This window comes from Paenibacillus gorillae (assembly GCF_000513275.1).
GTDB classification, from domain to species: Bacteria; Bacillota; Bacilli; order Paenibacillales; family Paenibacillaceae; genus Pristimantibacillus; species Pristimantibacillus gorillae.
In genome coordinates, this window is record NZ_CBVJ010000030.1 from 1 (window position 1) to 26,220 (window position 26,220).

Consider the following 26,220-nt stretch of genomic DNA (forward strand, 5'->3'; position numbering starts at 1 on the left):
TATAGTAAGTAAAATGACCCGATCTTTGTCTATCCCGATTTCTGTAGATATCGAACAGGGGTATGCCCAAGATGAAACAGCATTGCTTCAAAATATTAACCGATTAATTGAAGCTGGGGCTGTTGGAATCAATATTGAGGATGGCTTTCAATATTTAGAAAATGAGAATAACGAAATATTTAGTATAACAGATAGAATCAGGGCTATTAAGGCACATTGTAACCAACTAGATGAGCCTATGTTCATTAATGCTCGAGTGGATACCTACTGGCTGCAAGTATTTTCTGAAGAAGAAAGATTGCCACGCACTATCGAGAATGCAAATGCATATTTAGCTGCAGGAGCAGATTGTATATTTATACCTTCAGTCGATAACAAAGAGATAATGGAACACTTCATTTCTCAAATCAATGGGCCGATAAATTTCCTTCTTGGAAAAAACACACCAAGTCAAGACGTTTTATCAAAAATAGGTGCTGCACGATTAAGTACCGGTTCAGCTCCTTTTAGAAAAGTAACCTCAGCACTCCAAGCTCTTAGCTCGGAACTTCGAGAAGGGAATTTTGAATATTTATTCGAAGGCAGCATGACCTATTCAGAAATGTTTGATCATTTAAAGTAAAGCTAAGCTTGTCGACCATCAGCTAATCGAATCAGAAATAGACTCGCATCGAAGTGAATAGGTCTTGACGTCTGAGAAGCCGGCGGTTAGACTATAACAAATATGTGAAATGGTGGGATAGCGAAATGATGATGAATATGTTCCTGACAGCAGTTATCGGTTAATCGATATCTGAATAATACATGAACTTGTTGAAGGTTCCAAACAACAGCCTGTCCAAGGTTTGTTTGTGTTTGCCTAAGTTCGTGTACTACTGTCATGAACATTCATCATTATAGCTATGTATACATGAACCTCAAAGGATTCATTTTCTTTGTGATCTCATGTTGTCTTTAGCCGTAGATGGACATTTGTTCATCTACGGCTTTTTTGGCGTCCATTTTACTATATTTATTTAAATGAAAAGGAGATATCGAACGTATGAATCTTAAGCCAGAAGTATCGATTACAACGGTTCAAACGGTATTACAGCAGCACTGGGGGCGTCCTGCCGGGGAAGTATCCGCAGTCGTCGAGAACGGTAATTTCAGTACCGTCTATTACTTTACAATGGAAGGGGCAGAGTATGTCATTCTGTTTAATCAAGCTGGGGGAAGTTACCTAAGAGAGCAATACATTGCTGACTTACTGTCCGCTCAAGGTGTACGCTATCCCAAAATGCTGGGGAAAGGGACTGCGGGAAGCTATCGTTACTGTATCTCGGAGCGAATACAAGGGAATGTGTTGGCTGATTGCCACCCCACACAGAAGGTTGATCTGCTTGACGACTTGGTTCAATCGATCACTGCCATGAATCAGGTTCGATTACCTGAGACGACAACCGGATTCGGACCTGTGAGGGAGGACGGCAACGGAGAATTCCCCTCATGGCTAGACTATGTTCAGACTTTTTTTGCTAAGGATCAGACGGGGACTTTCTGGGAGAACTGGCATGATCTCTTCCACACCACTTGCTTGGAACGGGACATCTTCGAAGAATGCTTTGGCCGGCTGCTAACGTTTAGCCAATACAATGCGCCGTACCGTCATTTTGTCCATAACGATTGTCATGCTTGGAACATCCTATCTGATGGTAAAAGGATCACGGGCATTATTGATTCCAATGCGTTATACGGCGATTTTCTCATTGATGTAGCGACGATTGAAGATGCTATACCAGGGAGAGATGTGGCAGAGGCATTCCGTATTTATGCTGAACAGACAGGCAGACCGATACACAACTTTGCTGCGAGACTGACTGGGGCAAGGTACTTTAAGGGTCTGGATGGCATGCGATTTTATGCCAAAATGGGCTATGCCGACGCCTATGCCGAGCTCCGTGATAGTCTGCTTGCCCTTCCAACGGAGTTTCGGTAGTGGAGTACTTGTATGAGAAGAATGGCAACAGTTATGAAGATTTCGCAAGCGGAAGGGTGCTGTACAATGCCCGCGGTACCACTTCGTTTCCAGTCAGATTAGCCAGTGAAATTATTCAAAGATGCTTCCGGTTACTTGAGATAAAAGGAAATAAAGGTCCTTATTCCTTATATGATCCATGCTGCGGAGGAGCGTATATGCTTACTGTAGTTGGTCTAATGCACGGCCATCGAATTAACCATGTCTATGCTTCCGATGTTAATTCTGGGGTTTTGCAAGTGGCTGAACGAAATTTATCTTTACTTTCACCGAGCGGATTAGATCAGCGTAAAGAACAGTTGATTCAATTAACGGCATTATTTCAGAAAAAATCACATAAAGAGGCTTTAGTTAGCTTGGAGAGACTGCATGGACTCGCGGCTCGATTAAATATAGAAGGGACATTCGTGTCTCAAGGCGATATTACCTCACCCGAGAAGAGCAGCGAGCCGCATAGTAAGGTTAGTATTGTTATGACGGATTTGCCCTATGGCGACATAGTCAATTGGAGAACGGATAGCACAGATCCGGTATCGGACCTTTTTGATCAAATCCTGAAACGGTTAAAACCGGATCATTCGGTTGTAGCGATCATTGCGGATAAAGGCCAGAAGCTGAAGCACAAGAGATTTAAACGGCTGCAATATTTCAAGATAGGGAAAAGGCAAGTCGGGATATTTGAGCCGATCTGTTAGTTTAATTAATTTAAATAAAATAGGGCAACCGAAAGGTGGAGTAGATATGGGAAATGAACAAAACACGCTTATGGAGAAAAAAATACCTTTATTTATTGTGACAGGTTCGAGCGGCTCTGGAAAAACTTTCGTCATTAATGAACTTCGAAAAATATTACCTGATTTCGATATTTTTGATATCGATAATCTCCGCGAATTGGGTGTTTCGGACGAGCAACAAATACGAGAGGTTTGGCTAAGAGTTGCGCGAAATACGGCTGAAAGCGGACGGATGAGCATAATCTGCGGAACAGCAATGACATGGGATATAGAAAAATGTGTGGATTATTCTTATTTTAAGCATGTCTATTATTTGAATTTGCATTGTGATGATGCAACCCGCGAGAAACGGTTACGTGAAAGAAATTGGCCGGAAGAAATGATTCAAGACTACAAGGATTTTGCAAAATGGCTGGTTGATAATGCGGAGAATGCATACAACCCGCCAATGCCTATTGTCGATACTTCGGTTGCTGAGGCAGGTGTTGTAGCAGCTCAAATTAAAGAATGGGTTTTTCAATACGCTTGAACTAAGTTTCAGATCGTATGTAAAGATGCAAGCGGTTGAGAAGTCTTTGTACTCTTAAGTGATAGGAAGGAGCAGTTTACCAATCGGCAGCTGCTCCATTTCAGTTGTCAGCCGGATCGTTATCCGCCACTTGGCCAACGTCGAAACGAAATGTTGCTGTTAACAATCCCGCCTAGAATAATGATGACTCCAAGCCACTGAGGCCAGTTTATGACTTCTCCCAGCACTAATGACGACATGGTAATAACAACCGGGAGCTCGGATGAAGTAAGAATGGTCCCTAACCCCGAACCGACATGCGGCATTCCGATGGAATATAGAAGTGGTGGTAGGACCCCGCCAAATATACCTAGCGCTAATCCATAAGGAATGATTTCTACAAATACATTCAAGTTAAACAAAAACGCTGGCGGAAATACGATAAATACGGTCAATGCACCTCCCGTGGAAAGAAGGGCGCTTTTCAATATGGGAGGGACTTCCTTTCCAATTGAACCGCTTAAAAAAATGAATGCGGAAAAGGACGATGCCGCAAGCATTCCCCAAAGGCTTCCCTGCCACGATAACGGAAGGGATTCCTGAGATAGAATGTTGGCTGCTAACATAGAACCCATTAGAAGCAAGGCGATAGAGACAAGCTTCGTCCTGGTTGGTTTTTTCTTGTGGAATACCCACTCCAACAGAGCTCCGATCCAAACAAATTGGAATAAAAAAACGATAGCTAGAGAGGCATTTAAGGTTTGTAAGGCTTGATAATAAAAAATACCTGTTAGCCCGAATGGAACACCGGAAAGAATAAGCTTTACCGTTTGTATCCGCGTCAATCTTTTCTTTTTAGTAAATAACACTGCAAGCCAAGTTAGCACAAAGCCGAAGAGATACTGACCTCCAGTTACGGTTGACACGTTAAAACCTGCTGCATAAGCCAACTTAACAAAAGTAGACAAAACCCCATAACTGCAGCCTCCTAAAAAAACGATCAATGCATAGTGCCATAGCTTCATCTAATCAAGCTCCTCCTTTGTGAACGCAAAGAAACCACACAAATGACCGCACGGTCTTTGCGTGGCGAAAATAGAGATTGCTCTCCAGAAAAGTCCACATCATCCAAATAGGTTTTAGGTGTGATATTCAAAATCTTTTATAGTATAAAAGCATATTTTGAAATTTGTCAATTAGAAAAAACATTCCAGATTTATTCATAACGGAATCCATGCTTTGACTGAATGTGAAAAAGTAGGCTATAGTTTTGTTGTTGGTACTAGTACCTTATCGAGGGAGATGTGCAACTATGAAGTATTTTATAATAACGGGTACATCAAGGGGCATAGGAGAAGCTATTGCTGAACAATTAATTTCATCCGAGCACTTTTTGTTTTGTATTTCACGAGAAAGAAACGAGAAACTGTTAAATAAATCTAAGAATATAGAGTATCATGACTTTGATCTACAATACATTGATCAGATAGAAGATTTGTTGAATCGTATATTTGATGCAATAGACATATCCAGTGCAGAGGGAGTATACCTAATCAATAATGCCTCGATGATTTCCCCTGTTTCATTCATCAATAACGCCATGGTTAAAGATATCACTGGAAATATTAATGTTAACTTAATTGCACCGATCATATTTACTTCTTTATTTATTGCCCGTACAGAAAATTATCAAATAGAAAAAAGAATAATAAATATCTCTTCAGCTTCTGCTAAGAATCATCATCCTGGAATGAGCTTGTATTCGGCTGCAAAAGCAGGGCTAGATGTATTTTCTCAATGTGTTGGCCTCGAACAAAATCACTCCAAAGCACCAGTGGGAATAGTCTCGATCTGGCCTGGAATGATTGATACTAATCTGCAAAGAGAAGCCCGGAACCAAGACAAGGCTACTTTCCCATCTGCAGATATATTTGAAATGGTTAAAGAGAATGGAATGTTGACATCACCAGAGGAAACCGCGAAACAAATTATCGATTGCTTATTTAAAAAAGATTTTAAAAATGGTGAAGTTGTTGATATTTACGACTATTCAAAAGTTCAAAAGCATTTTGAAGCTCCATCGGAGGCTAGAAGAGCTCGATCTTCAAGTGAGACGGGAGATAACTAAGATGATATTTGAAAATAATGTATGGATTTTTAAAACAGATTATCCATCATTTTTATATTGTCGAGACATATTAATTGATTTGATAAGTCGATTTCCTCTAAATCAACAAGAAGCATTAAAGTTGATAAATACAAGGTGGGCACTTATAGAAATTAATGAAGGTGACATCACATACCATGAATTACCTAAGTTTTGGTCGTCAGATATGTATTGGGGAAGGGATTCTCTTTGGTGGAAACAAGGAAAGGAAAGAAAGAATTATAATCTGCCTGAATTAAAGCCATATCGGCCGGATAATGAAACAAAGTATGAGTTATGGGAGCCGCTTAATAGCAGTTTAAATGATAGTGATTATATTGACGATTACGTATTTGTAGATTACGGAGAAATTAATGAATTGATAGATAATCAGTTGATCATTGGGCAATATTATAAAACATGGGAAGTGACATCAAAAAATTATAGAGAAGCATTAAAGCTATTGCATGAGTATAAAGGATGGGGAAAGTATTTTGAGCTTTACTAATGTCTAAAGGAAGTTGCAAAAACTGCGGCTTTTTTTGTTATAAGCATAACAAAAAAGCCATTATTTCTTGACCCAGAAGCTGACCATGGTATCCTGAAGAAAAGGAACCTCAGTTTATACTATAATCTCACAAAATACCAATAGTTTCCGTATTGTTTATTGAGCTATGGTTAACGAAGAGGGGGGAACAGGAATGAAGACGATCAAATGCATGATGGACCACCTGTACTGGGCGGACGAACGTATCATGGACGCACTTGAGGAGAGTAAGACGCAGAACAAGGATCTTTTGAAGCTGGTTCGGCATGTCGCAGTTGCGGAACGCGTCTGGCTGTCCCGATTACAAGGCAAGGGCAGCGCGCATTATTCGTTGTGGGAGGAAGCGGAGGACCTAGTGGAGATCCGGACGATGTTCGAAGAAAATGCGGAGCAATATCGCGTTTACATCGAAGGGCTCGAGGAGTCCGATTTGGACGGAATTATCGACTACGCGAACCAGAGCGGGATTCCATTCCAAACGTCCGTCCGGGACATTCTATTGCAGGTCCTCTTACATGGTCAATATCACCGGGGACAGATAAACCGGGCACTTCGGATCGAATCGGCAGAGCCTGTCCAAGTCGATTACATCACGTTCGCGAGGCTCTAGCAGGGCTTAATAGTTGCAATTATGATGAATAGGAGTGACATTGAACTAACGGTAGATGATAGTAAAAAACATCACGACAGCTAACCAGAATCTAAAGTGAGTATTACTGAATTCAATTTTTGTGGAGATGAACATGAAAACTATATTTATAGTTCAACATTCTTATGAGGTTGGGGAAGGCAGCTTGTATGATGAGACAAAGCTAATAGGCGTTTATTCCTCTAAAGAAATAGCTGAATCAGTAGTTGAAAAGTTCAAAAGACTACCAGGTTTTAGAGATTATTTAGATGCCTTTTATATTAATGAATATGAAATTGACAAAGATAACTGGACTGAAGGATTTATTACATGTTCAGTAGCAAATGAATAAATAGATGAGTAAGCCATAAGTCCCATTGAGCATATGGAGAGCGTTAGTTCAATCAAAAAGCTGCAGCAGATCGAAGGATCTGCTGCAGCTTTTCTTCTTTATTCAGGCTTTCCAAGCCGTAATTACAATACTGCCCATCAGATTGGAGAAGCTGCTCATCAGGCGTTCATTTTTCATCATCATCGCAACCGCATCTGGTTTCGTGAATAGTTCATGCTCGATTACTCTTAAAGGATCGTTATCGGTGACCAACTGCTTCATCTTTGTGAAAGGAGACGTGGAGTACTTATGAAACCTTGATAGGCTCAACAGCTTCAGCCATTCCGGAACGGTACGCATATGATGAAGTCCGTAAAATGACTGGAGTTTTTTCTTTTGCACCGTGGATAATTTTCTGGCAAATGCCAGCTCGCGATCGTATAGAACTCCTTTTGGCTTCAGCACTCGCCAGTATTCGCCTATAGCGGAGCTTCCTTGGGTAAAAGCCGTAACTGACTCCGTAAAAACAGCATCAAACGTCTCATCAGGAAAAGGAATGGAAGCCGCATCCGCCTGTACGATGCGGACGGGAAAATTGCCTGTTTTCGCACGGTAAGCCGCTTTTTGAATCATTTCTTTGTTTCGATCTATTGCTGTCACGTTGCAGCCTAAGCTGGCTAAATAACATGCAGTCCGGCCTGTTCCGCATCCTGCCTCCAGAACTTTTGTGCCGCGCGGAAAGCTGATTTGAGTGATTAATTCTTTGGTCGCTTGGAAACCGCCAGGATGCGCACTTCCTTCGCCGAGCCGGGCTAATAAAGTAGGGTAATCCATCACCTTCTCACCTCTTCCGATATTCTATTCATAACCTCCGTCATGACTGCACCCATTTCTTTGCTTCTCTTGAATAATTGCTCCGTTGTCATCTTTCAGCATTTATCATGGCTTGAGAGAATAGAGCACATATCTTTTTTTTTAAAATAGAAGACAATCGTACAAACCTTATAGCAGTTTTTTTCATAGTCTAAGATATACTGCATCAAATTAGGAGGAATAAGATTATGCAGGAAGTTTATCCGGTTAGCCAGAAGACGGTCTATCCGTACATTGGGCGGAAGGTTAGTGCGGTTACGCATGACGGGAGGCATTTTATCGGTACTATAACAGGAGTGAAAGACGGTAAGTTAATGGTAGAGGACTGTACTTTTGACAAAAAGCCTTTAACTCTGTCATCCGTTCGAAACGGAAAGTCTTCAGCCAAACAAACCCGCTCTCAGCATAAAGCCAGAATCTCCGGTTATTATGACAGTTATAGCAGCGGTTATAACAGTTATGGCGGGGGTTATAACGGTTACGGTGGCGGCAACGGCGGAGGTTACGGTGGAGGTTGTGGCGGGTTCGGTGGCGGCTGCTTCTTTTTTCCATTTGCAATCATTGCTTCGCTTTTCATTTTGCCTTTCTTCTGTATTTAATTGTGTGGATACGATAACAATTGTGAAAAGAGGAATCATGCGATGGCATCCAGGAAATCTTCTAAAAAAAGAGAGCCTGAGGGAAGAGTTCATGCAGTCAAAAAAGCTAAACGATGGGTTGGGCAGCCCGTTTGTGTGTTATTAAATAATGGTGATTGTTATGTCGGAACGGTTCAAGCCATTCATGAACATAAGCTGATCCTTTCTGATACCAGAAACTGTGGTAAAGTGAATCCTTCTAATCGTTCCAAGACACCAGAAGTCCAAGTGTCGGGACTACTGGATTCCCTAATAGGGGGAATTGGCGCGCTCAACTCTTTTGGTTCAATGGCAACAGGCTTATTTAAGCCAATGTTTTCGAGTCCGTCAGTTTTGTCTGGAGCGGGCAGTCTAGCCAATCAAAAGGATGTGAAAGGCCAGTCAGGACCGATAGGTGGAGGGCAGCAGAGCGGATTATTCGGATCTTTTACACAAATGCTGCCGAATATCCAAGTCGGTCTTAAAATGGTCAAGTCGATTATGCCTTTAATGGGTATGTTCAAAATCTGATACTTTATTCCGTTGTACAGCCTGCCGGGAATCCCCGGCGGGCTGTTTTTATGCAGAAAAGCTTGACTAGAAGATTCCGAAAACCTTTTTGCAAGAATTTTTGCGGTTCAAGTTAATGACATCATCCGTGCCTACCTTATTGAGCTTATCAAATAATGCCTCCATGCCATTTTTGAGTTTATAGTCCATTTCCTCCTGATAAATTGGAATCAATGTGAAGAAATGTACGTCTTTTTCACTGGAGATAGATAGATTGAAAAATTCTTTTTTATCTTCAACGTCTGGAAGTGAAAGCAGCATTCCTTGAAATTTCACGTCCTCGCTGTAAGGCTTCGCCGGGTGACTATTCGCAAGGGTATGTCCCATATAAAGCCAGGTATTGTGCTCATGCGGAAATCTCGCCAATGTTTTTAGAGCACGGAATGGCCAGTAGTTTCGTTCATCTTTAAAATCTTCATCCGAGATCTTCCATGTAGGCGGCAAACAAATCATAAGTTCTGCGTAACGAAAATCCTCCGCACCCTCTGGTACCGTCATTGGCAATTCACTCATTCCATATGTAACCAGTGTATAATAGTTCCGTTTCGAAGTTGGAGCCGCTACTATAATGTCAATTGCTGTAGTATCCGAAATGATTTCCTGAAATACGCCTTCAATAGGACCAATATATCTTTCTACATGGGCATAAATCTTCTCATAATTCTCTGATGAACGAACCATATGGTTATCTCCTCTTTCAATTAATGTGCTAAAATAATAATTTTCGACATTTTCCTTTATTATCCTTCTTTTGTTGGTGATATTATCAATGTCAATGTATTTTGGAGATACCTATAAGTAATATTTCTTAAATAGTTTCATAGAGTAGATTCTCTAACGAAATACCTTCAACATTAGGCTTTTGAAATAACAGAGGATAAGCGTTATTATAATGTCGCTACAGCAGAAGAGCACTGCAATTCAACAGGTCATTTTACATATTCTTAGTGTATAAGTTATATTTAATTTTACATAGCACGTGTTTACGAATTATTGAAAACAGGCATATAGCCATTAAGGAATATACAAATGAAGTACTTTAAGTGGTATGTTTTTTCTTTTTATTTGATATTAATCTTTTTCATAATTAATGATCAAGAAGCAATTTTACACTGGATACGTGCTGACGAAAATGGACAGTTTTGGGTCATTTTTATATGTGCTATAGCACTTGCCACTATACCTTTCATTCCATTCGGGATCGTTGGGGCGATAATAGGTGCAAAATACGGCTTTTTTCTTGGCGGGGCAGTGAATTTAGCAGCATCCTCAATCGCAGCCGTACTCACTTATCTCCTATTTAATTCTCTATTTCGAAAACAGGGGCTAGCTTATAGCGTAAAGTCCGGCCGGATACAATTCATTGAGAGATCGATACGCAATAACACGTTTTGGTCTGTGTTTATTGGAAGGTTGATTCCCGTCATGCCAGCCTTTTTGATCAACTGTTACGCCGGTACATTTAAACTGGCGTTTAAGCCATTCCTGGCTGCGACTGTTCTAGGGAAAATACCGGCAATGCTAGTATTTGCATACATCGGGGATAATGCTATAACAGGTGCTAAACAATGGTTATTAGTACTTTCGATTTATGGTTTGTTTATACTTATTATTTTTAGGATTTATAAATTGTATATGAGCGTGCATCCGAAAAATTAAATAAATTACTTGAAGACATGCACGTAAATAAGGAATGAAGTGAAAGAACTAATAGTATCTAAATAATTCTTAATATAGTTGAGGACGTAACTCAAGTGAAGGCAAGCGAGCGTCCCTTTATATTATATAATTTAGAAAATAAAAAAGGGAATATATTGTATAATTATAGAGGGATTGGCTTATACAATTCAATCCAAAATGTGCAAAGATAATTCGTATGATAATGGTGCGCTTAACGTTCTAGAACTGTATAAGTACAGAACTGAACTATCACGGGAGGCAAAACATGAGTAGAGAAAGAGAAATAAAAGAATTCGAAGCACGTTTTAGTGATGAAATCATTGAGGTTGCAGTAGTTACAGGGGCAAATGGGGTTGGAGCTGGCAAGGGCGGAGGAGCTGTGATGTGGCATGCTTCGATCGATCTGATTGCTTGGAAAAACTTATCGAGTGACGAGCCCGCGAGTTATGAAAAACTCCAGTTGAGTTGGATAGTGGAAGATGGAGGTTTGGAACAATTCAGAAAGATTCTTGATAAAGATCGAATCTCAAAATTAGAAGTCCGGAGAGGAAAAGATTCTCTGATGCTGGTCAAGGTTTTGGAAGCCCATTATGCAGATCAGGAGTTAGACGGTTTTTTAAAGGAATCTCTCAAACCTGTGTTTTATCACGATGAAGTATTGGGTGAGTTTTCTTATGAAAGAGATTTAGATTGGTTTAAAAAGGATGTTTTGTGGGGCGGGCAAAACGGGAGTTTATATATTCATAAAGATTCCGATAAAAATATAAGTTCTGCTCTGAAAACAGCATGTGTACTCATTAAAGATGAGGAGACATGGAGTGAAAAGGTAAAAGAATATGCAGCAGATGAAATGCTAGACTTAGCAAACGAGTGGCTTGAAGATGATGGCGAGGCTGAAATAGATACAATTACAAAAGAAATGTTTGTGAAACGGATGGAATTTAGTTCGATCAGTGTTTATGCAGACGGCAGTTTTGAAATGTTTTTTGATGATGGAGATATGTTCTGGGGTCATTCGATCATCGTTGCCGGGAATATAAATGGACAGATGGAATCTGCACATATTTAATGAATAGCATCGAACCAATAATGGGCAGCCGACATATTTAGTTCGGCTGCTTTTTTTATAGAAGTTAATAAACATGATGTGGTTGTAGTGTATGTTTAGGCAATAAGTTTGGAAGTCCAACTAGCTCCTTTTTACAGGCTTATGCATATAATGTGATTAAATTTTTAGTGATTACATGAATAGTTATAATCGCAATTAAAGGAGGCGGCTGTCTTGTCAACTCACCGCCGATTTAAAAGTAGCGGTAAAAAAAAATTATGCGAGTATAAGAAGAGACGGTTTCGAAAGTGTAAAGCGACTAGAAAAAAACATAAATGCCCCACGCCAATCATTAAAATGATTGGTCCAACCGGTCCAACCGGTCCAACCGGACCAACTGGCCCTGCCGGTCCTCAAGGAACCACAGGCACTACAGGGCTGATCGGCCTGCAAGGCGAACAAGGACCCCAAGGAGCCCAAGGAATTGTTGGTCCTATGGGCCAGAATGGTTTAACAGGAGCAACGGGAACAACGGGCGTGACCGGAATAACAGGTGTGACTGGGGCAACAGGGGCTACTGGAGCAGGAGCAGCTGGAGTAACAGGTGCAACGGGATCTACAGGAACAACTGGGGTAACGGGAGTAACTGGCGTTACAGGTGCAACTGGGGTTACAGGAGTAACTGGAGCTACAGGAGCAACGGGCGTTACAGGAATAACGGGGGTAACTGGAGCTACAGGGGTGGCTCCGACTACTTCAACAAAAGTTATTTTGTTTGGAGGTACAAGTGAGGGTTTTCAAAAAGTTGCGTCATCCCCTGGAGCGGTTTCTAACATACTTCCATATGTAGTTGCAGGAACAACCGGAACCATAGTGGGCATATCTGGATCATTTAGCATCAATAATCTTCAACCTGGCGTTTATCTGTACGAGATTTGCAAAAATGTAACCAATAATGCTGTGTCACCATTGCCTGCAAATATTATTTCGACAATTACGATCGTACTCACGGCTGCAATTACTGGAACCGTTATTTTTTCCAGCCGGCCGTCAGATGGCGAGGGGGTTCCCACTGCCAACGTACTCGTATCCAACGGCGCGCCGTACGTGCTTGCTCCCGCAACAATTTCTTGGACTAGTACAATCATTGGTAATCCCATTACACGGGATAATGCGCTGAGTCTGTTCATAAACCCTAACATTACCCAAAGCGCTTCATATGCTGTTTTTATCAATACAGCAATCTAATCAAAACAAATCAAATAGGGTCAACCAATAAAACTGGCTGACCCAATCATACATATTCTATTAAATTTCAAAAAAGATGAGCCTCCGAAAATCCCGGGGCTCATCTTTTCTTCAATTAGTTCATCACTGCGTTCAGCCGCTGAAGCAATACAACTGCTTCTGCTCTGGTCGTCGACGCCTGCGGGAGGAACGCGTTGCTTGCTTGGCCTTGCACGAGCTGCGCTTTAGCCGCAGCGGCGACCCAGCCTCTGGCCCAGCCTGCGATTTGTGCGTCATCCGCGAAGGTAGTATTGGTGGTTGTTGAGGACAGACCGGCTGCTTTAGCGATCATGACCGCTGCTTCCGCGCGCGAAATGTTCACGTTTGGACGGAAGGTACGGTCTTCGTAGCCGCTCAAGATACCTGCCTGTGCAGCAGAAGCGATCGCCGAGGCAGCCCAATCCGGGATGCTGTTCGCATCATCGAACGGTAAGGATTGCGCTGCAGGCAGTTGAAGCACCTTGCTCAACATAACAGCGAACTCTGCTCGTGTGACAGCCCGGTTCGGCAAGAACGAACCGTTCGGATAGCCGTTCACCCAACCCAGTGCCGCGCTGGCTTGGATTTCTTTTTCAGCCCAGTGGCCGGCAATATCGTTGAAGGATGGTTCCGTGCTTCCCGGATTCTCCGTCACTGACAAGACGGCAAACAGCGTAAAGTGATCGGTTTCACCGGCTATTGTTGTGCCCGCGGAATTACCGGGTAACCGCTGCCACTTCTTGGCGGCCTCATCATAGTAGAACACAGCAGAAGTCTGTCCAGAGTCAACATTGGAGCTGCTGCGCGTCATCGTTATTGTGATAGGGGAGGCAAACTTCCCGTCTACATCTTTCGTCAAGCGGTACGCATCGCTTAGCAGTGCTTGATCGGTACCAAGCAGCTTTTGCGCATCGCTAGTGGCATTTTGAATGGAAATGGTTGTCTTCTGAGTCACTGCGCCTACCGGAATATGCAAGGTCATACTGCCATAGTTGAGCGTATAAGCTTGCCCGGGAACAACAACGAACTGTCCAGAAACTGGGGGCGTATAGGTACCTGAACCAGATTCCGGTGGCAAGTTCGCCACAATCGCTGTAATCTCGATGGAAGACACTTGTTCATTTCCAATGGAGTCTTTTGCGTACACGGTGTACTTGCCATTTTGCGTAATCGATATTCGATTCGAGACAGCTACAGCCGTGCCAAAAGCCGGATTCGAAAAGCTATCAATATTCAGTTCACCTGGCGCCCAGCGCAAGTCGGTAATTGAGTTTCCGGATGCTTCTGCATTGGCTGTTGCAGCAACCGTAATCTCTACATTCGTTGGCTTTCCGGCTTTCGGTGTATAATCCAGCACAATGGTTGGCGGGCCGTTTACGATGTTGCTGATAGTGATCGTCTCAACGTGATTGTTGCCTGCAGCATCTTCGGCATAAACCGTATATGTCCCGTTGCCCGGCACCTCGAATTGACCTGAGTCTACAACCGTTCCTCCGCTTGCAAAATAGGAGGCCGTCTGCGAGCCGGCAGCCCACTTCAATGAACGAATCGCACTGCCCGTTCCGTCAGCTGTGACTTGGACGATCAGCGCTCCGTTTGTAGGTGCCGTAGTCGATGGCGTCAAGACGATAGAAGGGAGGACGCCGTCAATCAGTACGCCGCTCAGCGAAGGTACGCCAGCAAGTGCCAACGGCACGCTATCTCCGATCGATGTGATTGCAGCTGGTGCTGCAGCTGTAAGGGAGCTGCCGAGGGCAATCCCATCCGAATCAAGGTCGCCGGCTTTCACCGTGTAGGTGAATGTCAACTGGGGCAACTGACCCGCCGGTTGCCCAGTATAGGCAGCGTTAGTATTTGAGCTGTTCAAGTGAATCGGAAGCAGTGGCATTCCCGTAACATCGACCGGATGATTGAACGTTACTGTAAAGTTCAGGTCCTGACCGATTCCGTAAGTTCCATTCGGCGGGACTTGCACGGATTGAATTTGCGGTGTCGGTACTGTGAGCTTCAAGCTATACAAGCCCTGCGATAGACCGTCCTGTGAAGTGACAAGCACATTGATCGTATTGTCCCCCAAATGAAGATTCAAGCTTGAGGATGATCCGCCATTTAGTGTCACTGTTGAGCCCGCGACGGCCGGTGTCGCAGTGATGACAGCTGTTGTCACCGGTGTATTTAAGGTTGCTGTGTAGAGGCCTGTATGCGCATCGAAACTCCCGAGCGAATGCGATGCCCCTGGCGTACTTAATGTCAAACCGGATAAAGTAACTTTAGCAAAGCTCGCCTTCGGCATCGGATAACCAGTACCCTCAATCATATCCCAGCTCTGGCCGCTGCCGACCGACCAATTGTCGGACGTGTAGGTTGACTTTTTCATCAGGTCGCTGGTTGTCTTTCCTGTGGCGCCGCCGCTAGACGTTGATTGCTGGCTGGTCTCCGTATCCCAGAAGGAGTGCATGATTGATCCAGCGTTCACATCGGCGACGAGACCTCCAGTGATTCCAGAAGCAGGGGCGGATACATAAGCTGTCGATAAAGCATAATTGATCTGCGAAGCTCCGTTTAGCTCACCGACCAGACCAGCCACACTGTCGTTTCCGTAAACGGCACCATGCACGGTTGCGTAGTTAACGGTCGTATTGATCGATGTACCGATCAGTCCGCCAACAGAATTGTTGCCGGTCACGTGTACATTCGTTATGGCCAAATCGGTAATTTGTGCACCATCTGTTCTCCCGAAAAGCCCGACTTCATCCGTCAACGGACGATTCACTTTTAGATTCGCAATCGTATGCTGATTGCCGTGAAAAATACCCGTGAACGGTACGGAGCTGCTTCCGATAGGCAGCCAGCCGTCGCCATCAGCATAACCGGATAGATCCAGATCAGCTTCCAGCTCGTAGATATGATTCATGCCGTAACCTGCAGTCCCATGACTGAGATCAGCAAGCTGGGCAGCAGTCGAAATGCGATGTGGAAATTGTGCCGTGCCCGCATCTCGGGTGACGTGCAGCTTATATTCGGCAGTTAATCCAGCAGCCGAAGTTACTTTAATCGTGATGGTGTTGGCTCCCGGATTCAGTGCAACCGTCTCCAAACTGCTGCTATTGTTAATGGAAACGGTAGACGTGCCTAGCTTGGCGGTCCCTGCAATATTAAGGTGGTCGATTTGGCTCACCACTTGTGCATGATAGATGCCATAATTGCTGGAGAAGACACGGTCTATGGGAATGGCTGTACTGTCGGCAGCATTAGCGACACTCAATGAATCTAAGGCAATGCTGTCGAATTGACTGAGGAGCAGTGGGGAAGTTGCCTCCTCAACGATGCCCCAAGTATTGGTGAAATCCCATCCCGCAAAAGTTGCCTTTCGCTTCATATCCGCTGTGGGGTGCCCTACACCGCCGCCACTTGATGTCAAGCGTCCGCTTGTTTCTGTATCCCAATGGGCATTGCTTACATTGGGAGCACCTTCCGCTTTGCCAATGAGCCCGCCCGAATTCGAGCTGGCATTGACTACGGCACTAGAGTAGACATTCCTGATAAATCCCTTGGTGTTACTGAAAGTCGCGTATCCTGCAATTCCTCCAAGCTCATCAGCGGCTGAAGTATCTCCAGCTATGCTTCCCGTCGTATAGCTGTCGGCAATACTCGACAAACTGCTGTACCCGGCCATACCGCCAACCGCTTCATGTCCGGTGACTGTACCAGATACCGATGAACCCGACAATTGGGATGAGGTAAAATCACCAACAAGTCCTCCGACGAACGTATTTCCACGAACATTTACATTCGTTAAATGCACATTCGTAATGCTGGCGCCATTGGTTTGCGCAAACAAGCCTATATTGTTGTCTCCCGGCCGATCAATTGTCAAATTGGAAATCGTGTGCCCTTGGCCGTCAAATTTACCGGTGAAAGGTGAAATGTTGTACACGCCAATTGGGCTCCAATTGGCATAACCCGATAGATCGATATCCTGGATCAGCCTAAAATTTTCGGAGGGATGATTCCTAATTTCATCGAGTTCCGCTGGTGTGCTCACATCAATCCACGTTTCAGCCGCAGCGGCTTCCTGCACTGCTGCAAATGAAGGCGCCAGCGTCATAATCAGCAGCAGGAACGCCGTCATGAGGGAGAAGCGCTTCTTTTTCAAATTTATTCACTCCTTCGTCGTATTTCAATAAAATGCAAACTTATATACATTATCCTTTTATCCTCAAAATCCTTTATTTTTTTCGACAAAAATTACCATGTTCTTATAGGCTGACCGGAGACGTTAATTAGGGAAATACAAAGCGACTGTCGGCTTTATTATATGTATAGCTAAATTTGCTTTAGTAGATATGTCTTTCGTACAATATTCATATAAATTATGGAAAGCAAGAAAGGTTGATATGAAGAATTATCAATTGCTAAGTGACTACAAGGACATTAAAACTTATAAGGAAAGCTTTAATGAATTAGGCAAATTAGTATTTGGACTTGATTTTAAAAAATGGTATTAAAAAGGGGGGGGGACGACAATTATATATGTTATTCCTACGTTGAAGGAGATAAGGTGATCGCAAATGCTTCTATAAACAAGATGACGGTTGTATCTAACGGTAAAGAATATAAAGCTATTCAAGTGGGTACAGTTATGACGCATCCCGACTATCGCAGCCAAGGATTATCAGGGAAATTGATGAAGCATATACTTGAGAAATATGAACAAGAATACGATCGATTACGATGTTATTTTAAATAGAATTGTTACGTCTGATACAGAAATCATTCATTTTCATTTCACGCCAGATTACGATAATGAAAGCCTTCATATAGAATTCATAACAGAGAGTGATGATACCTTGTTTGTTCGTCCGTTATGTGAAGATAGAACAAGACATTTCTTAATTCCTCTCACATCACATGCATAATTTTGCAAATAGAAAGGAAGGGTATTATGAGTGACTGGAATCTCTGGGAACAACGGTTAATTTCGTTTATAGATGCGATAGAACATATTGGGGGAGAAGCTGGCGGTTACAAAATCAAACCTCCAGCTGATCTTGGGGAAATCAAGAAAATTGAAGAGCAGCTTGGTCAACGTCTTCCGCAATCCTTTGTACGAGTTATGACTGAATTCTCAAGAGGGATGGAAGTATACTGGTCATTGCCGGACGAGGATTTACTCTCAATCCCATTACCAGAGGAGTTACAGGGATTATTTGCGTCTAACTTTTCTTGGGATATTGATGAGATTCTCTCAATTGAAGAAGCCAGGAGGGGCTGGGTAACAGAAGTGTTCCCTGACCCTAATGATCCATATGATTCTGTTTGGCACAATAAACTAGCTTTCATGGAAGTAGGGAATGGTGATTATCTAGCATTCGATCTAGCATTTGCTGAAGACTCTCCGATCATATATTTATCTCATGACGATGGTGAAGGGCATGGATTTCTTATAGGCAATAATTTTATTGATTTTTTCAATAAATGGACGCAAATTGGTTGTGTTGGATGTGAAGATTGGCAGCTGCTTCCTTTCATTAAAGATAGTAAATCAGGAATAGATCCGTTGTCAGAGAACGCTGTTCTTTGGCGCTCATGGTTAGGCAATGCAACAAACATTGTGTAAGTAATTAAAGGAAGAGAATTCTGCTAACACCGTAGCAGGCAACACCCCAAATTTTATTTTTTAGTTCATAATAGTAAATCGGGCAGCAGAGATCCGCTGCCCGATTTATTTGGAGCTAAGTCATCCCTAAGCACATATAAATAAACTTAGTTTGTTTAATATACAAACTAAGTTGCGAGTGATATCATCTCACCATAATAAACTTTACTCGTACATTATGAAGGAGGAGTAAGCCATCATGGATCAAAAAATTAAACAAGCGATAGTCAGGGGAGAAACCTCGCTTGGCATCGAGTTGGGATCCACACGAATCAAGGCTGTAATGATTGATTCCAATTTTGAAACAATAGCTTCCAGCAGTTACGAGTGGGAAAATCAATTGATCGATGGATATTGGACCTACGACCTCAATGAAATGATTAACGGGGTGAAAGAAACCTATCGCCAATTAAAACAAGAGGTTGTAAATAAATATGGCGTAACCTTGCAAAAAATCGGTTCAATTGGATGTTCTGCCATGATGCAGGGCTATATTGCACTTGATCAAGCAGGGGATCTACTGGTTCCATTCCGTACATGGCGCAATGCCACAACGGGCACAGCTGCATCGGAGCTAACTGAAAAATTTCAGTTTAAAATTCCTCAACGCTGGAGCATTGCACATTTGTATCAAGCGATTTTAAACGAAGAAGAGCATGTCCCTAATATAGATTATATTACAACTTTGTCAGGCTACGTTCATTGGCTGTTGACTGGCAGCAAGGCTCTTGGTCTGGGAGATGCCTCTGGTATGTTCCCAATTGATGAATCTCATCTTAAATATAATGAAGAGATGGTGGAACAGTTTACCGAATTAATTGCCGATAAAGACTACCCGTGGAGTCTTAAAAGTATTTTACCTAAAGTTCATACTGCTGGTGAACATGCTGGATATCTCAGTGAAACGGGAGTCAAGCTATTAGATCCATCAGGCAGCCTGCAGTCAGGTATTCCACTATGTCCTCCAGAAGGTGATGCCGGAACGGGCATGGTCGCTACGAATAGTGTGAAAAAGCGTACCGGCAATATTTCCGTAGGTACGTCTATTTTTGCCATGTTTGTATTGGATAAAGCTATATCCGTACACCCTGAGATTGATATCGTAACTACACCTGACGGCAGCCCTGTTGGCATGGTACTTGCTAACAACTGCTCCAGCGATATTAATGCATGGCTCGGCTTGTTCCGTGAATTCTATGAAGCGATGGGACTGAGACCCGACATGAATCAGTTATTCAGTGTCCTGTTCAACAAAGCGCTTGAAGCAGACGCTGATGGCGGCGGCTTGCTGAGCTATGGCTACTATTCAAGTGAGAACATTACCGGGATTCAAAAAGGCCGTCCACTGTTCGTCCGATCTCCAGAAAGCCGCTTCAATCTGGCGAACTTTATGAGAGTACATCTGTTTACCGCATTTGCTGCACTAAGGATTGGGATGGATATACTGACACAGAAGGAGCATGTGACGATTGACCGTATTATGGCGCATGGCGGATTGTTCAAAACGCCTTTAGTCGGTCAAAAAATGTGTGCCGCAGCACTGAATGTTCCTGTTTCGGTCATGTCTACTGCAAGTGAGGGCGGTGCGTGGGGAATGGCAATACTGGCATCCTATATGATTAATAAGGAGAAAGACGAATGCTTGGCTGATTACCTTACGTCAAAAGTGTTCAAGGATACAGAAGGACAAGAGGTTTATCCTGACAGTGCAGATGTGAGTGGCTTTGCCTTGTATTTTGAGCGTTATACGGAAGGGCTGGCAATTGAACAGGCAGCGGCAGATCATTTGATAGAAAATTGGAGGAAATGATTCACGGCAAAAGATGAAACTGGATCGACGACGATGGCGTAATGGCACGGAACAGCTCGCGGACGACAAGAACATCTCTGCAATGGAAGTCGCATAAACTGCGGCTTTTTTATTTTATACAAAGACCGTATTAGGACAAGAACTTCTAAACAGCCTCATAATCCCAGAAATTCACGATTTACTGAGATAAACCAGCTAATAGCTTGCCCCATTCGATTGGGTGTAAAGTACGAGCGAATTTTAAAGAAGGTTCAGGTCCCGCTGGTGTAATAGCTGGTATAATGGAGAATGAACTTTAAAAATACATAACGAAATAACCGGGAGTCAACGGATTATGGATATGGACTACACGCTGGATGACGGTGCGTGGCGGCTGCTGCTGGAGGGCGTCGCCGCGAACTTTGACGAACTGACGATTATACGAGGGTTTCAACAATATAAACAGGGACGGGTCGAGGAACTGGCGCTCCGCGACGATGGCGTCCATGTGGACGCGCGCGTTAAGGATAATCGAATGTACGACGTCGCCGTCGATCTGGGCGACCTTACAACGAGTGAATGCACTTGCTCTGCGAACCGCGCTTGCACGCACATGGCCGCAACGCTGATGGGGTACGCAGAGCTATGCGGCCGGCCGACTCAGGCGCTTGCCAACGCGCGCAGTGCTTTGAAGAGCGCAGCCGCAGCCGGCAAGTCAGGCGCGTCGCTGGACGGCAGAGGCGGCGGTGCCGCCCGAGTGGGCGAAGGAGCAGCTACGGAAGAACCATCCCGGGCTGGCAGCATCAGTGAAGGTGAGAACCGCAGCACCACTTCGGCGCCCCCTCGAACCGTCAGGCCGACCTTGTCGGAGGCGGAGCTGACCAAGCTTCCCGTGGTCAAGTGGCACGAACGGTTCGAGGAACGCTGCGGACAGATGCACCTGCACATCCGTACAGCGAAGGAAGCCAAAGAACTGCTCACCGACCTGCAGGCGATGCGATCCGAGCTGCCTTGGGCGCTGGAGCAGTTGTTCACACTTCATGCTCTGCTGTTCGTTCTGGAACGGATGGTAAAACCAGCCCAGGTGGACGGGCGCCAATCGGGTGCGTTCAAGGGCTACCATACGCAGCTCGCTTTGGACGGACTGCTTGTCCAGGCGAGGAACCTGCTCGAGGACAAGCTTGCTCTGGCAGACGACAGTTCCGAATACTGGGGCCGTCTGATGGAGACGGGGGATTTTCTCCGAAAGCGCATGTTAATCGAGGATCAGACACTCGGCTGCTTTGCGGGTCTTTATACTTCGCTGTGGCTGCAGTGGCTTGGCCCGGGCTCGGCCGGAAGTGAGGAACTCTACGATGAGGAACTCCGCAAGTTGCAGACAGCGGAAGCTGAGCTTGGACCATCATTGTCGCGGCAGCCGTGGACGCTCGCGCAGTGTCTGCTTCTGCTTTATAGGGCGCGCGACAAGGAAGCACTGGCACTGCTCGTGCGGGAAGGGAGCAAGCTGATGCTGAAGCCAGAGCATCTCGCGCCGCTGCTCGGCGTCCTTGAGCGGGCACAGCATTGGGCGCAGTTGAGCAACTGGCTCGCGGAGACTGGTCCGCTGATCGTCGGCTTCCGTAACGAGGACCTGACGGCCTATGGCGAATTTTGGGCCGTGGTCGTAGAGCAGCTTCCAGAGTTAGAGTCAGCGATGTGGCGGGCTCTCCAGGCGATGCTTCCATTCTCGCGGACCGTCTATGAGGACGCGATTGGCGGCGTACGGTCGATGGGACCGGTGGATCGATTTGCAGATGTGCATGGGGCAGGATCCGCTGTCATTCCGCATAACCACACTGAAGCCGATCGAGAAGGAAGCGCCAGAGCTGCTGCTGCCCTTCTACCATCAGGCGGTGGAACGGTATGTGCTGCAGAAGAATCGCGATGGCTACAAGGCGGCAGCCAAACTGCTGAATCGGCTCGCCGAGCTGTATGGGCGGCTAGAAAAAGGCGAGCGGTGGGAGCAGTTCTTCACCGCGTTCGTAAGCCGGAACAGCCGGCAGCGGACGCTGCAGGAAGAACTGCGTATAGGAGGGCTGCTGTCATGAATGTGTACGCTGATACGCTTACGATTCAAGCGAACCTGACCGAACAGGGCGACGCTTTGATCTTTGGCGCAGACGCATCGGGCTACGTGCCGGCGCTGCTCATCAAGCAGAGGTTGTTCGCGCGGCATGAGTCGTCGTTCTACGGCACGGAGCTTGAGATCGAGAAGGTGGGGGACGAGTTGGAGCTCGTCGTGCTGCCGGCCGAGATGGTCCTGCCGATTTTTTGCCGACCACAGTCTGCTGCCGATGCACGTGACTATTCGTTTCGAAGGCGACGCTGAACGGCTCGCCGCGATTGCTCCAGCGTTAGAGCGCGGCATCGCGGAGCGGAAATTTGTACCGAGCTTCGAGGCCTACAAGATTGGCAAGCTGCTTTGGACGTGGGACGCGGAGGCGTTCGACGTGAAGTCGCGACGGGCACTGCGCACGCTTGCGGGCGGTGAGGACCAGATGAATGGGGACAGCCTGTATGGAGGGCCAGACGAAGACGGTGATTGTGATGAAGAAAACCCTGGTCTGAAAGGTCTCGGCGCCGCCTTCTCCGCGGCGGTGTTCCAGCGCTATTACAGTACAGAGGAAGCTGCCGGCGATCTGCGCCGCGACTTCCCGCTGCTATTCGTTCGCGACCGCGCTGCGTCGGCCGCTGGCTTCGACGAGCGAGGCTGGCTCGTCGCCACAGGCTGGAAAGCTGACACGCTGCCGTTTCGGCCGCTTCTGCAGCTCTTCGAGCCCGCGGACGCCGAAGTCGGCGAATGGCATCTCACGCTCATGCTACAGGATAAGTTCGAACCGGCGAAGCTCGTGCCGATACGGCTGGCCGAGGATGGCGAAGCCTCCGGGACGTGGCCCTCGGGTTGGATGCCGCATGTGCAGGAGCGCTCCGCGGCTTGGCTTGCGCATCTGCGCGCAGGACTTCCGGCGGACCGGCTGGCCGGCAGCCGCGCGGACATACTGAACGCCCCGCTGTCGGACGACGACGCGTGGCGGTTCCTGACTGCGGAAAGCCAGCACCTCCTGGCCACAGGCTGGCAGGTGCTGCTGCCCGCCTGGTGGGAGGAGGCGAGCCGTAAGAAACCGCGAGTGCGCGCAAAGGTTCGCCCCGGTGAAGGCGAAAGAGAGGGATCGGGCAGCAGCCGCTCCTTCTTCGGCCTAGACGCGCTAATCGAATTCGACTGGCGCGTGTCCATTGGCAATACCGACCTCAGTGAGGAGGAGTTCCGGGAGCTGGTCGCCCGCGGCGAGCGGCTCGTACAGTTTCGCGGCCAATGGGTGCCGCTCGATCCCGCCCTTATCGCGCAGATCCGCAAGGCGATGGCAGGCGTTGATCCGCGGCGGGGCTTGTCCTTCCAGGACGTACTGCAGCTGCAACTGCGCCACAACCGCGGCTCTTTCATGCCGTTTGCCACAGACAAAGACAACGAAGGTGTTCGTGAAGATGACGGCGAGGACGAAAGCCAACTGGAAATGGAAGTTGAATTAAATACGCACTTGACGACTGTTATGGCGCAGCTGACGCAGCAGACGGAATTGCCGTCGGTACCCGTGCCGCCGACTTTGCACGCGGAGCTGCGCAGCTACCAGCAGGATGGCTTTTCCTGGCTCGCGCTTCTGCGAAGGTTAGGAATTGGCGCCGTTCTGGCAGACGACATGGGCCTCGGCAAGACAATTCAGTTCATCACGTACTTGCTGCACGTCGCTGGGGAAGCATCTGCGAATGGAGGACGCCATCCGTCACTGCTAATCTGCCCGACCTCAGTGCTCGGTAACTGGCAGAAGGAGGTGCGCCGCTTCGCGCCGTCACTGCGTATTCTGCTGCATTATGGCAGTAAGCGGCTGAGCGGGGATGAGTTTTACGCGGAAGCGGCGGAGGCCGACCTCGTGTTGACCTCGTTCGCGACGTCGACACTGGATCAGGAGCTGCTTAGCGGCTATATGTGGTCGGCGATTTGTCTCGACGAGGCGCAGAACATCAAGAATGCCGGCACGAAGCAGGCCAAGGCGGTCAAGAGCTTGCCCGCGCGGCACCGTATCGCGCTGACGGGTACACCGATTGAGAATCGGCTCGCGGAGCTGTGGTCGATCTACGATTTTACCAATCCGGGATATCTTGGTACTGCCCGCACCTTCGCCGAGCAATTCGGCCAGGCGATCGAACGCGAACGCGACGAGAAGCGGACGCAGGAGCTGCAGCGCCTGGTAAAGCCGTTCATGCTCCGGCGTAAGAAGAAGGATCCGAACATTATGCTGGACCTGCCGGAGAAGAACGAGATGAAGACATACATCCATCTCACCGGCGAGCAGAGCGCGCTTTATGAGCGGACCGTGAAGGAGCTAATGGAAGATGTAAAGAAGCTGAAGGGCATTCAGCGAAAAGGCGCGATTCTCTCCGCGCTGACACGGCTGAAGCAGCTGTGCGACCACCCCGTGCTGCTGACGAAGGAGGCCGTTCCGTTGCCGAAGGACGAACGAGAGGAAGCCGCCGAATCAGCGATGCTCATCGGCCGCTCAGCTAAGCTCGAACGGCTGCTAGAACTCGTGAAGGAGCTGCGCGATGAGGGTGAACGGTGTCTGATCTTCACACAGTACATCGGCATGGGGGAAATGCTGCAGCGGCTGCTCGGCCGGGAACTTGACGAGCCAGTTCTGTACCTGCACGGCGGTTCGTCTAAGACGGCCCGCGACCGGATGGTCGAGCAATTCCAGTCCCGGGAGCTGCCAGACGCGGATCAGCCGAATGTGTTTATCCTATCGATTAAGGCAGGCGGCGTCGGGCTCAACTTGACTGCGGCGAACCATGTTTTCCATTTCGACCGCTGGTGGAACCCCGCCGTGGAAAATCAGGCGACGGACCGTGCTTACCGGATGGGCCAGACGCGTGACGTGCAGGTGCACAAGTTCATCTCGCTCGGCACGTTGGAAGAGCGCATCGATGAGATGCTCGAGAGCAAGCAACAACTGAGCGACGATGTGATCACGAGCTCAGAAGACTGGATCACGGAGCTGTCGACAGACGCGCTCGGCGATCTGTTCACGCTGCGGCGCGACTGGTCGCAATAACGGCCGGTGCGCCTAGACGCCTGCTGGATTAGTTCCCCGCTACGGGTGAGACAACACATTCGCCCCATAGCATAACAGCATCAAGGATGGCCTCGCGCCATCCTTTTCTTAATGATGTTAAATTGGCGTGGAATATGAGCTTGAAAATCTTCTATAATTAAAGATACGTAACATTACATGCCAAGATTAAAAAGGGGAAAGTCACTTATATGAGGGGATTTATTAAGTCTACAATACTGCAAGGTAGTTTTCTTGGGTGTGTAGTGTTAATCGTATTGTTCACATTGAATTATCGTGTAGTGTTGGGAATGCTTAATACAAACAAACAAGAGGATTTTTCATATCAAGACAGTTATTCAATTGTTTATTATGGTGTTCTTCAGAATTCACCTAAACTCGCTATTATGTTTTGGATATTAATCGTTGCTATTGTTTCAATTACGATCGTAGGAGTTGCGAAGTTATTATGGCTTAGATTTCGTTCAACTAACAGGAAACAATAGCTTAATAAACAAGTAAAGCCGCTAGTAACTATGATCGGCGTGCAAATAAGTAAGCCATGGAATACATATATCTCCGGAAAACAATAACATATTTACAACGAACGCCGCATAAAGTGCGGCTTTTTTGTTTTTGTACAGATTCTCCGAGAGAAAGCCTTCA

Annotated in this window: 20 protein-coding genes and 1 pseudogene; 17 read left to right on the forward strand and 4 right to left on the reverse strand. The window is 46.2% G+C overall.

Annotated elements, in window-relative coordinates:
• The 4 genes from TY10_RS05560 to TY10_RS05575 all read left to right on the forward strand — a co-directional run.
• The coding region (locus tag TY10_RS05560; protein WP_042161448.1) for an isocitrate lyase/PEP mutase family protein at window positions 1-622 on the forward strand (622 nt) is incomplete at its 5' end.
• Window positions 623-1,042: 420 nt separating this feature from the next.
• Window positions 1,043-1,978, forward strand: a complete 936-nt coding sequence (locus tag TY10_RS05565; RefSeq protein ID WP_042161450.1) for a phosphotransferase family protein — start codon at window positions 1,043-1,045, stop codon at window positions 1,976-1,978.
• Entirely contained in the window at window positions 1,978-2,712 is a 735-nt protein-coding gene (locus TY10_RS05570) for a hypothetical protein (protein WP_042161452.1), read from the forward strand. The genes TY10_RS05565 and TY10_RS05570 overlap by 1 nt, the downstream gene beginning before the upstream one ends.
• Window positions 2,713-2,758: 46 nt before the next feature.
• A complete protein-coding gene (locus tag TY10_RS05575; RefSeq protein WP_238327463.1) occupies window positions 2,759-3,280 on the forward strand; it encodes an AAA family ATPase in 522 nt (173 codons plus the stop codon).
• Between the two features lie 119 nt (window positions 3,281-3,399).
• On the opposite strand, the gene TY10_RS05580 is transcribed toward TY10_RS05575, so the two are convergent.
• Window positions 3,400-4,284 (reverse strand): EamA family transporter, encoded by an 885-nt coding sequence (locus tag TY10_RS05580; protein ID WP_042161454.1) that lies wholly within the window; start codon window positions 4,282-4,284, stop codon window positions 3,400-3,402.
• 287 nt (window positions 4,285-4,571) lie between these two features.
• Here TY10_RS05580 and TY10_RS05585 point away from each other — a divergent pair, with 287 nt between their 5' ends.
• The 4 genes from TY10_RS05585 to TY10_RS05600 all read left to right on the forward strand — a co-directional run bounded on the left by TY10_RS05585 (window position 4,572) and on the right by TY10_RS05600 (window position 6,932).
• Complete coding sequence (locus tag TY10_RS05585; protein WP_052350380.1) at window positions 4,572-5,387, forward strand: (S)-benzoin forming benzil reductase; 816 nt, start codon at window positions 4,572-4,574, stop codon at window positions 5,385-5,387.
• A gap of 1 nt (window position 5,388) precedes the next feature.
• Entirely contained in the window at window positions 5,389-5,913 is a 525-nt protein-coding gene (locus TY10_RS05590) for a hypothetical protein (RefSeq protein WP_042161456.1), read from the forward strand.
• A gap of 193 nt (window positions 5,914-6,106) precedes the next feature.
• Entirely contained in the window at window positions 6,107-6,562 is a 456-nt protein-coding gene (locus TY10_RS05595; RefSeq protein WP_042161458.1) for a DinB family protein, read from the forward strand.
• A 133-nt stretch (window positions 6,563-6,695) separates the two neighbouring features.
• Window positions 6,696-6,932 carry a DUF7336 domain-containing protein gene (locus tag TY10_RS05600; protein WP_042161460.1) on the forward strand — a complete coding sequence of 79 codons (237 nt, stop codon included), beginning with the start codon at window positions 6,696-6,698 and terminating at the stop codon, window positions 6,930-6,932.
• 102 nt (window positions 6,933-7,034) lie between these two features.
• Here the strand turns inward: TY10_RS05600 and TY10_RS05605 are convergent, their stop codons facing one another.
• Window positions 7,035-7,745, reverse strand: a complete 711-nt coding sequence (locus tag TY10_RS05605) for a class I SAM-dependent methyltransferase (RefSeq protein WP_042161464.1) — start codon at window positions 7,743-7,745, stop codon at window positions 7,035-7,037.
• Between the two features lie 227 nt (window positions 7,746-7,972).
• Here TY10_RS05605 and TY10_RS30975 point away from each other — a divergent pair, with 227 nt between their 5' ends.
• Together TY10_RS30975 and TY10_RS05615 are read left to right on the forward strand one after the other, a co-directional pair.
• Complete coding sequence (locus TY10_RS30975; protein WP_042161465.1) at window positions 7,973-8,383, forward strand: LSm family protein; 411 nt, start codon at window positions 7,973-7,975, stop codon at window positions 8,381-8,383.
• A 42-nt stretch (window positions 8,384-8,425) separates the two neighbouring features.
• Window positions 8,426-8,932, forward strand: coding sequence for a hypothetical protein (locus TY10_RS05615; protein WP_042161467.1), 507 nt, complete (start codon window positions 8,426-8,428; stop codon window positions 8,930-8,932).
• 66 nt (window positions 8,933-8,998) lie between these two features.
• Here TY10_RS05615 and TY10_RS05620 read toward each other — a convergent pair whose 3' ends face one another.
• On the reverse strand, window positions 8,999-9,652 hold the full coding sequence (locus tag TY10_RS05620; RefSeq protein WP_052350381.1) for a suppressor of fused domain protein: 654 nt from the start codon (window positions 9,650-9,652) through the stop codon (window positions 8,999-9,001).
• Between the two features lie 348 nt (window positions 9,653-10,000).
• On the opposite strand from TY10_RS05620, the gene TY10_RS05625 reads away from it, so the two are divergent.
• The 3 genes from TY10_RS05625 (at window position 10,001) to TY10_RS31980 (ending at window position 12,947) form a co-directional block, all read left to right on the forward strand.
• Complete coding sequence (locus TY10_RS05625) at window positions 10,001-10,630, forward strand: TVP38/TMEM64 family protein (protein WP_042161471.1); 630 nt, start codon at window positions 10,001-10,003, stop codon at window positions 10,628-10,630.
• 286 nt (window positions 10,631-10,916) lie between these two features.
• On the forward strand, window positions 10,917-11,720 hold the full coding sequence (locus TY10_RS05630; protein WP_042161473.1) for a DUF2262 domain-containing protein: 804 nt from the start codon (window positions 10,917-10,919) through the stop codon (window positions 11,718-11,720).
• 213 nt (window positions 11,721-11,933) lie between these two features.
• Window positions 11,934-12,947 carry a hypothetical protein gene (locus tag TY10_RS31980; protein WP_052350382.1) on the forward strand — a complete coding sequence of 338 codons (1,014 nt, stop codon included), beginning with the start codon at window positions 11,934-11,936 and terminating at the stop codon, window positions 12,945-12,947.
• 115 nt (window positions 12,948-13,062) lie between these two features.
• Here the strand turns inward: TY10_RS31980 and TY10_RS28680 are convergent, their stop codons facing one another.
• On the reverse strand, window positions 13,063-17,121 hold the full coding sequence (locus TY10_RS28680) for an S-layer homology domain-containing protein (RefSeq protein WP_052350383.1): 4,059 nt from the start codon (window positions 17,119-17,121) through the stop codon (window positions 13,063-13,065).
• 405 nt (window positions 17,122-17,526) lie between these two features.
• On the opposite strand from TY10_RS28680, the gene TY10_RS31305 reads away from it, so the two are divergent.
• The 4 genes and pseudogenes from TY10_RS31305 to TY10_RS05665 all read left to right on the forward strand — a co-directional run bounded on the left by TY10_RS31305 (window position 17,527) and on the right by TY10_RS05665 (window position 25,557).
• Window positions 17,527-17,715, forward strand: a complete 189-nt coding sequence (locus tag TY10_RS31305) for a GNAT family N-acetyltransferase (protein ID WP_238327465.1) — start codon at window positions 17,527-17,529, stop codon at window positions 17,713-17,715.
• A gap of 195 nt (window positions 17,716-17,910) precedes the next feature.
• Window positions 17,911-18,585 carry an SMI1/KNR4 family protein gene (locus TY10_RS05650; RefSeq protein WP_042161475.1) on the forward strand — a complete coding sequence of 225 codons (675 nt, stop codon included), beginning with the start codon at window positions 17,911-17,913 and terminating at the stop codon, window positions 18,583-18,585.
• Window positions 18,586-18,823: 238 nt separating this feature from the next.
• On the forward strand, window positions 18,824-20,434 hold the full coding sequence (locus TY10_RS05655; protein WP_042161477.1) for a xylulokinase: 1,611 nt from the start codon (window positions 18,824-18,826) through the stop codon (window positions 20,432-20,434).
• A 2,062-nt stretch (window positions 20,435-22,496) separates the two neighbouring features.
• Window positions 22,497-25,557, forward strand: a pseudogene (locus TY10_RS05665) (DEAD/DEAH box helicase).
• Window positions 25,558-26,220: the final 663 nt, after the last annotated feature.

Excerpts from the sequence above, each read along its gene's own strand:
- TY10_RS05565 (WP_042161450.1), top strand. The coding sequence starts at position 1,043 with ATGAATCTTAAGCCAGAAGTATCGATTACAACGGTTCAAACGGTATTA.
- TY10_RS05575 (WP_238327463.1), top strand. The coding sequence starts at position 2,759 with ATGGGAAATGAACAAAACACGCTTATGGAGAAAAAAATACCTTTATTT.
- TY10_RS05580 (WP_042161454.1), bottom strand. The coding sequence starts at position 4,284 with ATGAAGCTATGGCACTATGCATTGATCGTTTTTTTAGGAGGCTGCAGT.
- TY10_RS05585 (WP_052350380.1), top strand. The coding sequence starts at position 4,572 with ATGAAGTATTTTATAATAACGGGTACATCAAGGGGCATAGGAGAAGCT.
- TY10_RS05590 (WP_042161456.1), top strand. The coding sequence starts at position 5,389 with ATGATATTTGAAAATAATGTATGGATTTTTAAAACAGATTATCCATCA.
- TY10_RS05595 (WP_042161458.1), top strand. The coding sequence starts at position 6,107 with ATGAAGACGATCAAATGCATGATGGACCACCTGTACTGGGCGGACGAA.
- TY10_RS05600 (WP_042161460.1), top strand. The coding sequence starts at position 6,696 with ATGAAAACTATATTTATAGTTCAACATTCTTATGAGGTTGGGGAAGGC.
- TY10_RS05605 (WP_042161464.1), bottom strand. The coding sequence starts at position 7,745 with ATGGATTACCCTACTTTATTAGCCCGGCTCGGCGAAGGAAGTGCGCAT.
- TY10_RS30975 (WP_042161465.1), top strand. The coding sequence starts at position 7,973 with ATGCAGGAAGTTTATCCGGTTAGCCAGAAGACGGTCTATCCGTACATT.
- TY10_RS05615 (WP_042161467.1), top strand. The coding sequence starts at position 8,426 with ATGGCATCCAGGAAATCTTCTAAAAAAAGAGAGCCTGAGGGAAGAGTT.
- TY10_RS05620 (WP_052350381.1), bottom strand. The coding sequence starts at position 9,652 with ATGGTTCGTTCATCAGAGAATTATGAGAAGATTTATGCCCATGTAGAA.
- TY10_RS05625 (WP_042161471.1), top strand. The coding sequence starts at position 10,001 with ATGAAGTACTTTAAGTGGTATGTTTTTTCTTTTTATTTGATATTAATC.
- TY10_RS05630 (WP_042161473.1), top strand. The coding sequence starts at position 10,917 with ATGAGTAGAGAAAGAGAAATAAAAGAATTCGAAGCACGTTTTAGTGAT.
- TY10_RS05650 (WP_042161475.1), top strand. The coding sequence starts at position 17,911 with ATGAGTGACTGGAATCTCTGGGAACAACGGTTAATTTCGTTTATAGAT.
- TY10_RS05655 (WP_042161477.1), top strand. The coding sequence starts at position 18,824 with ATGGATCAAAAAATTAAACAAGCGATAGTCAGGGGAGAAACCTCGCTT.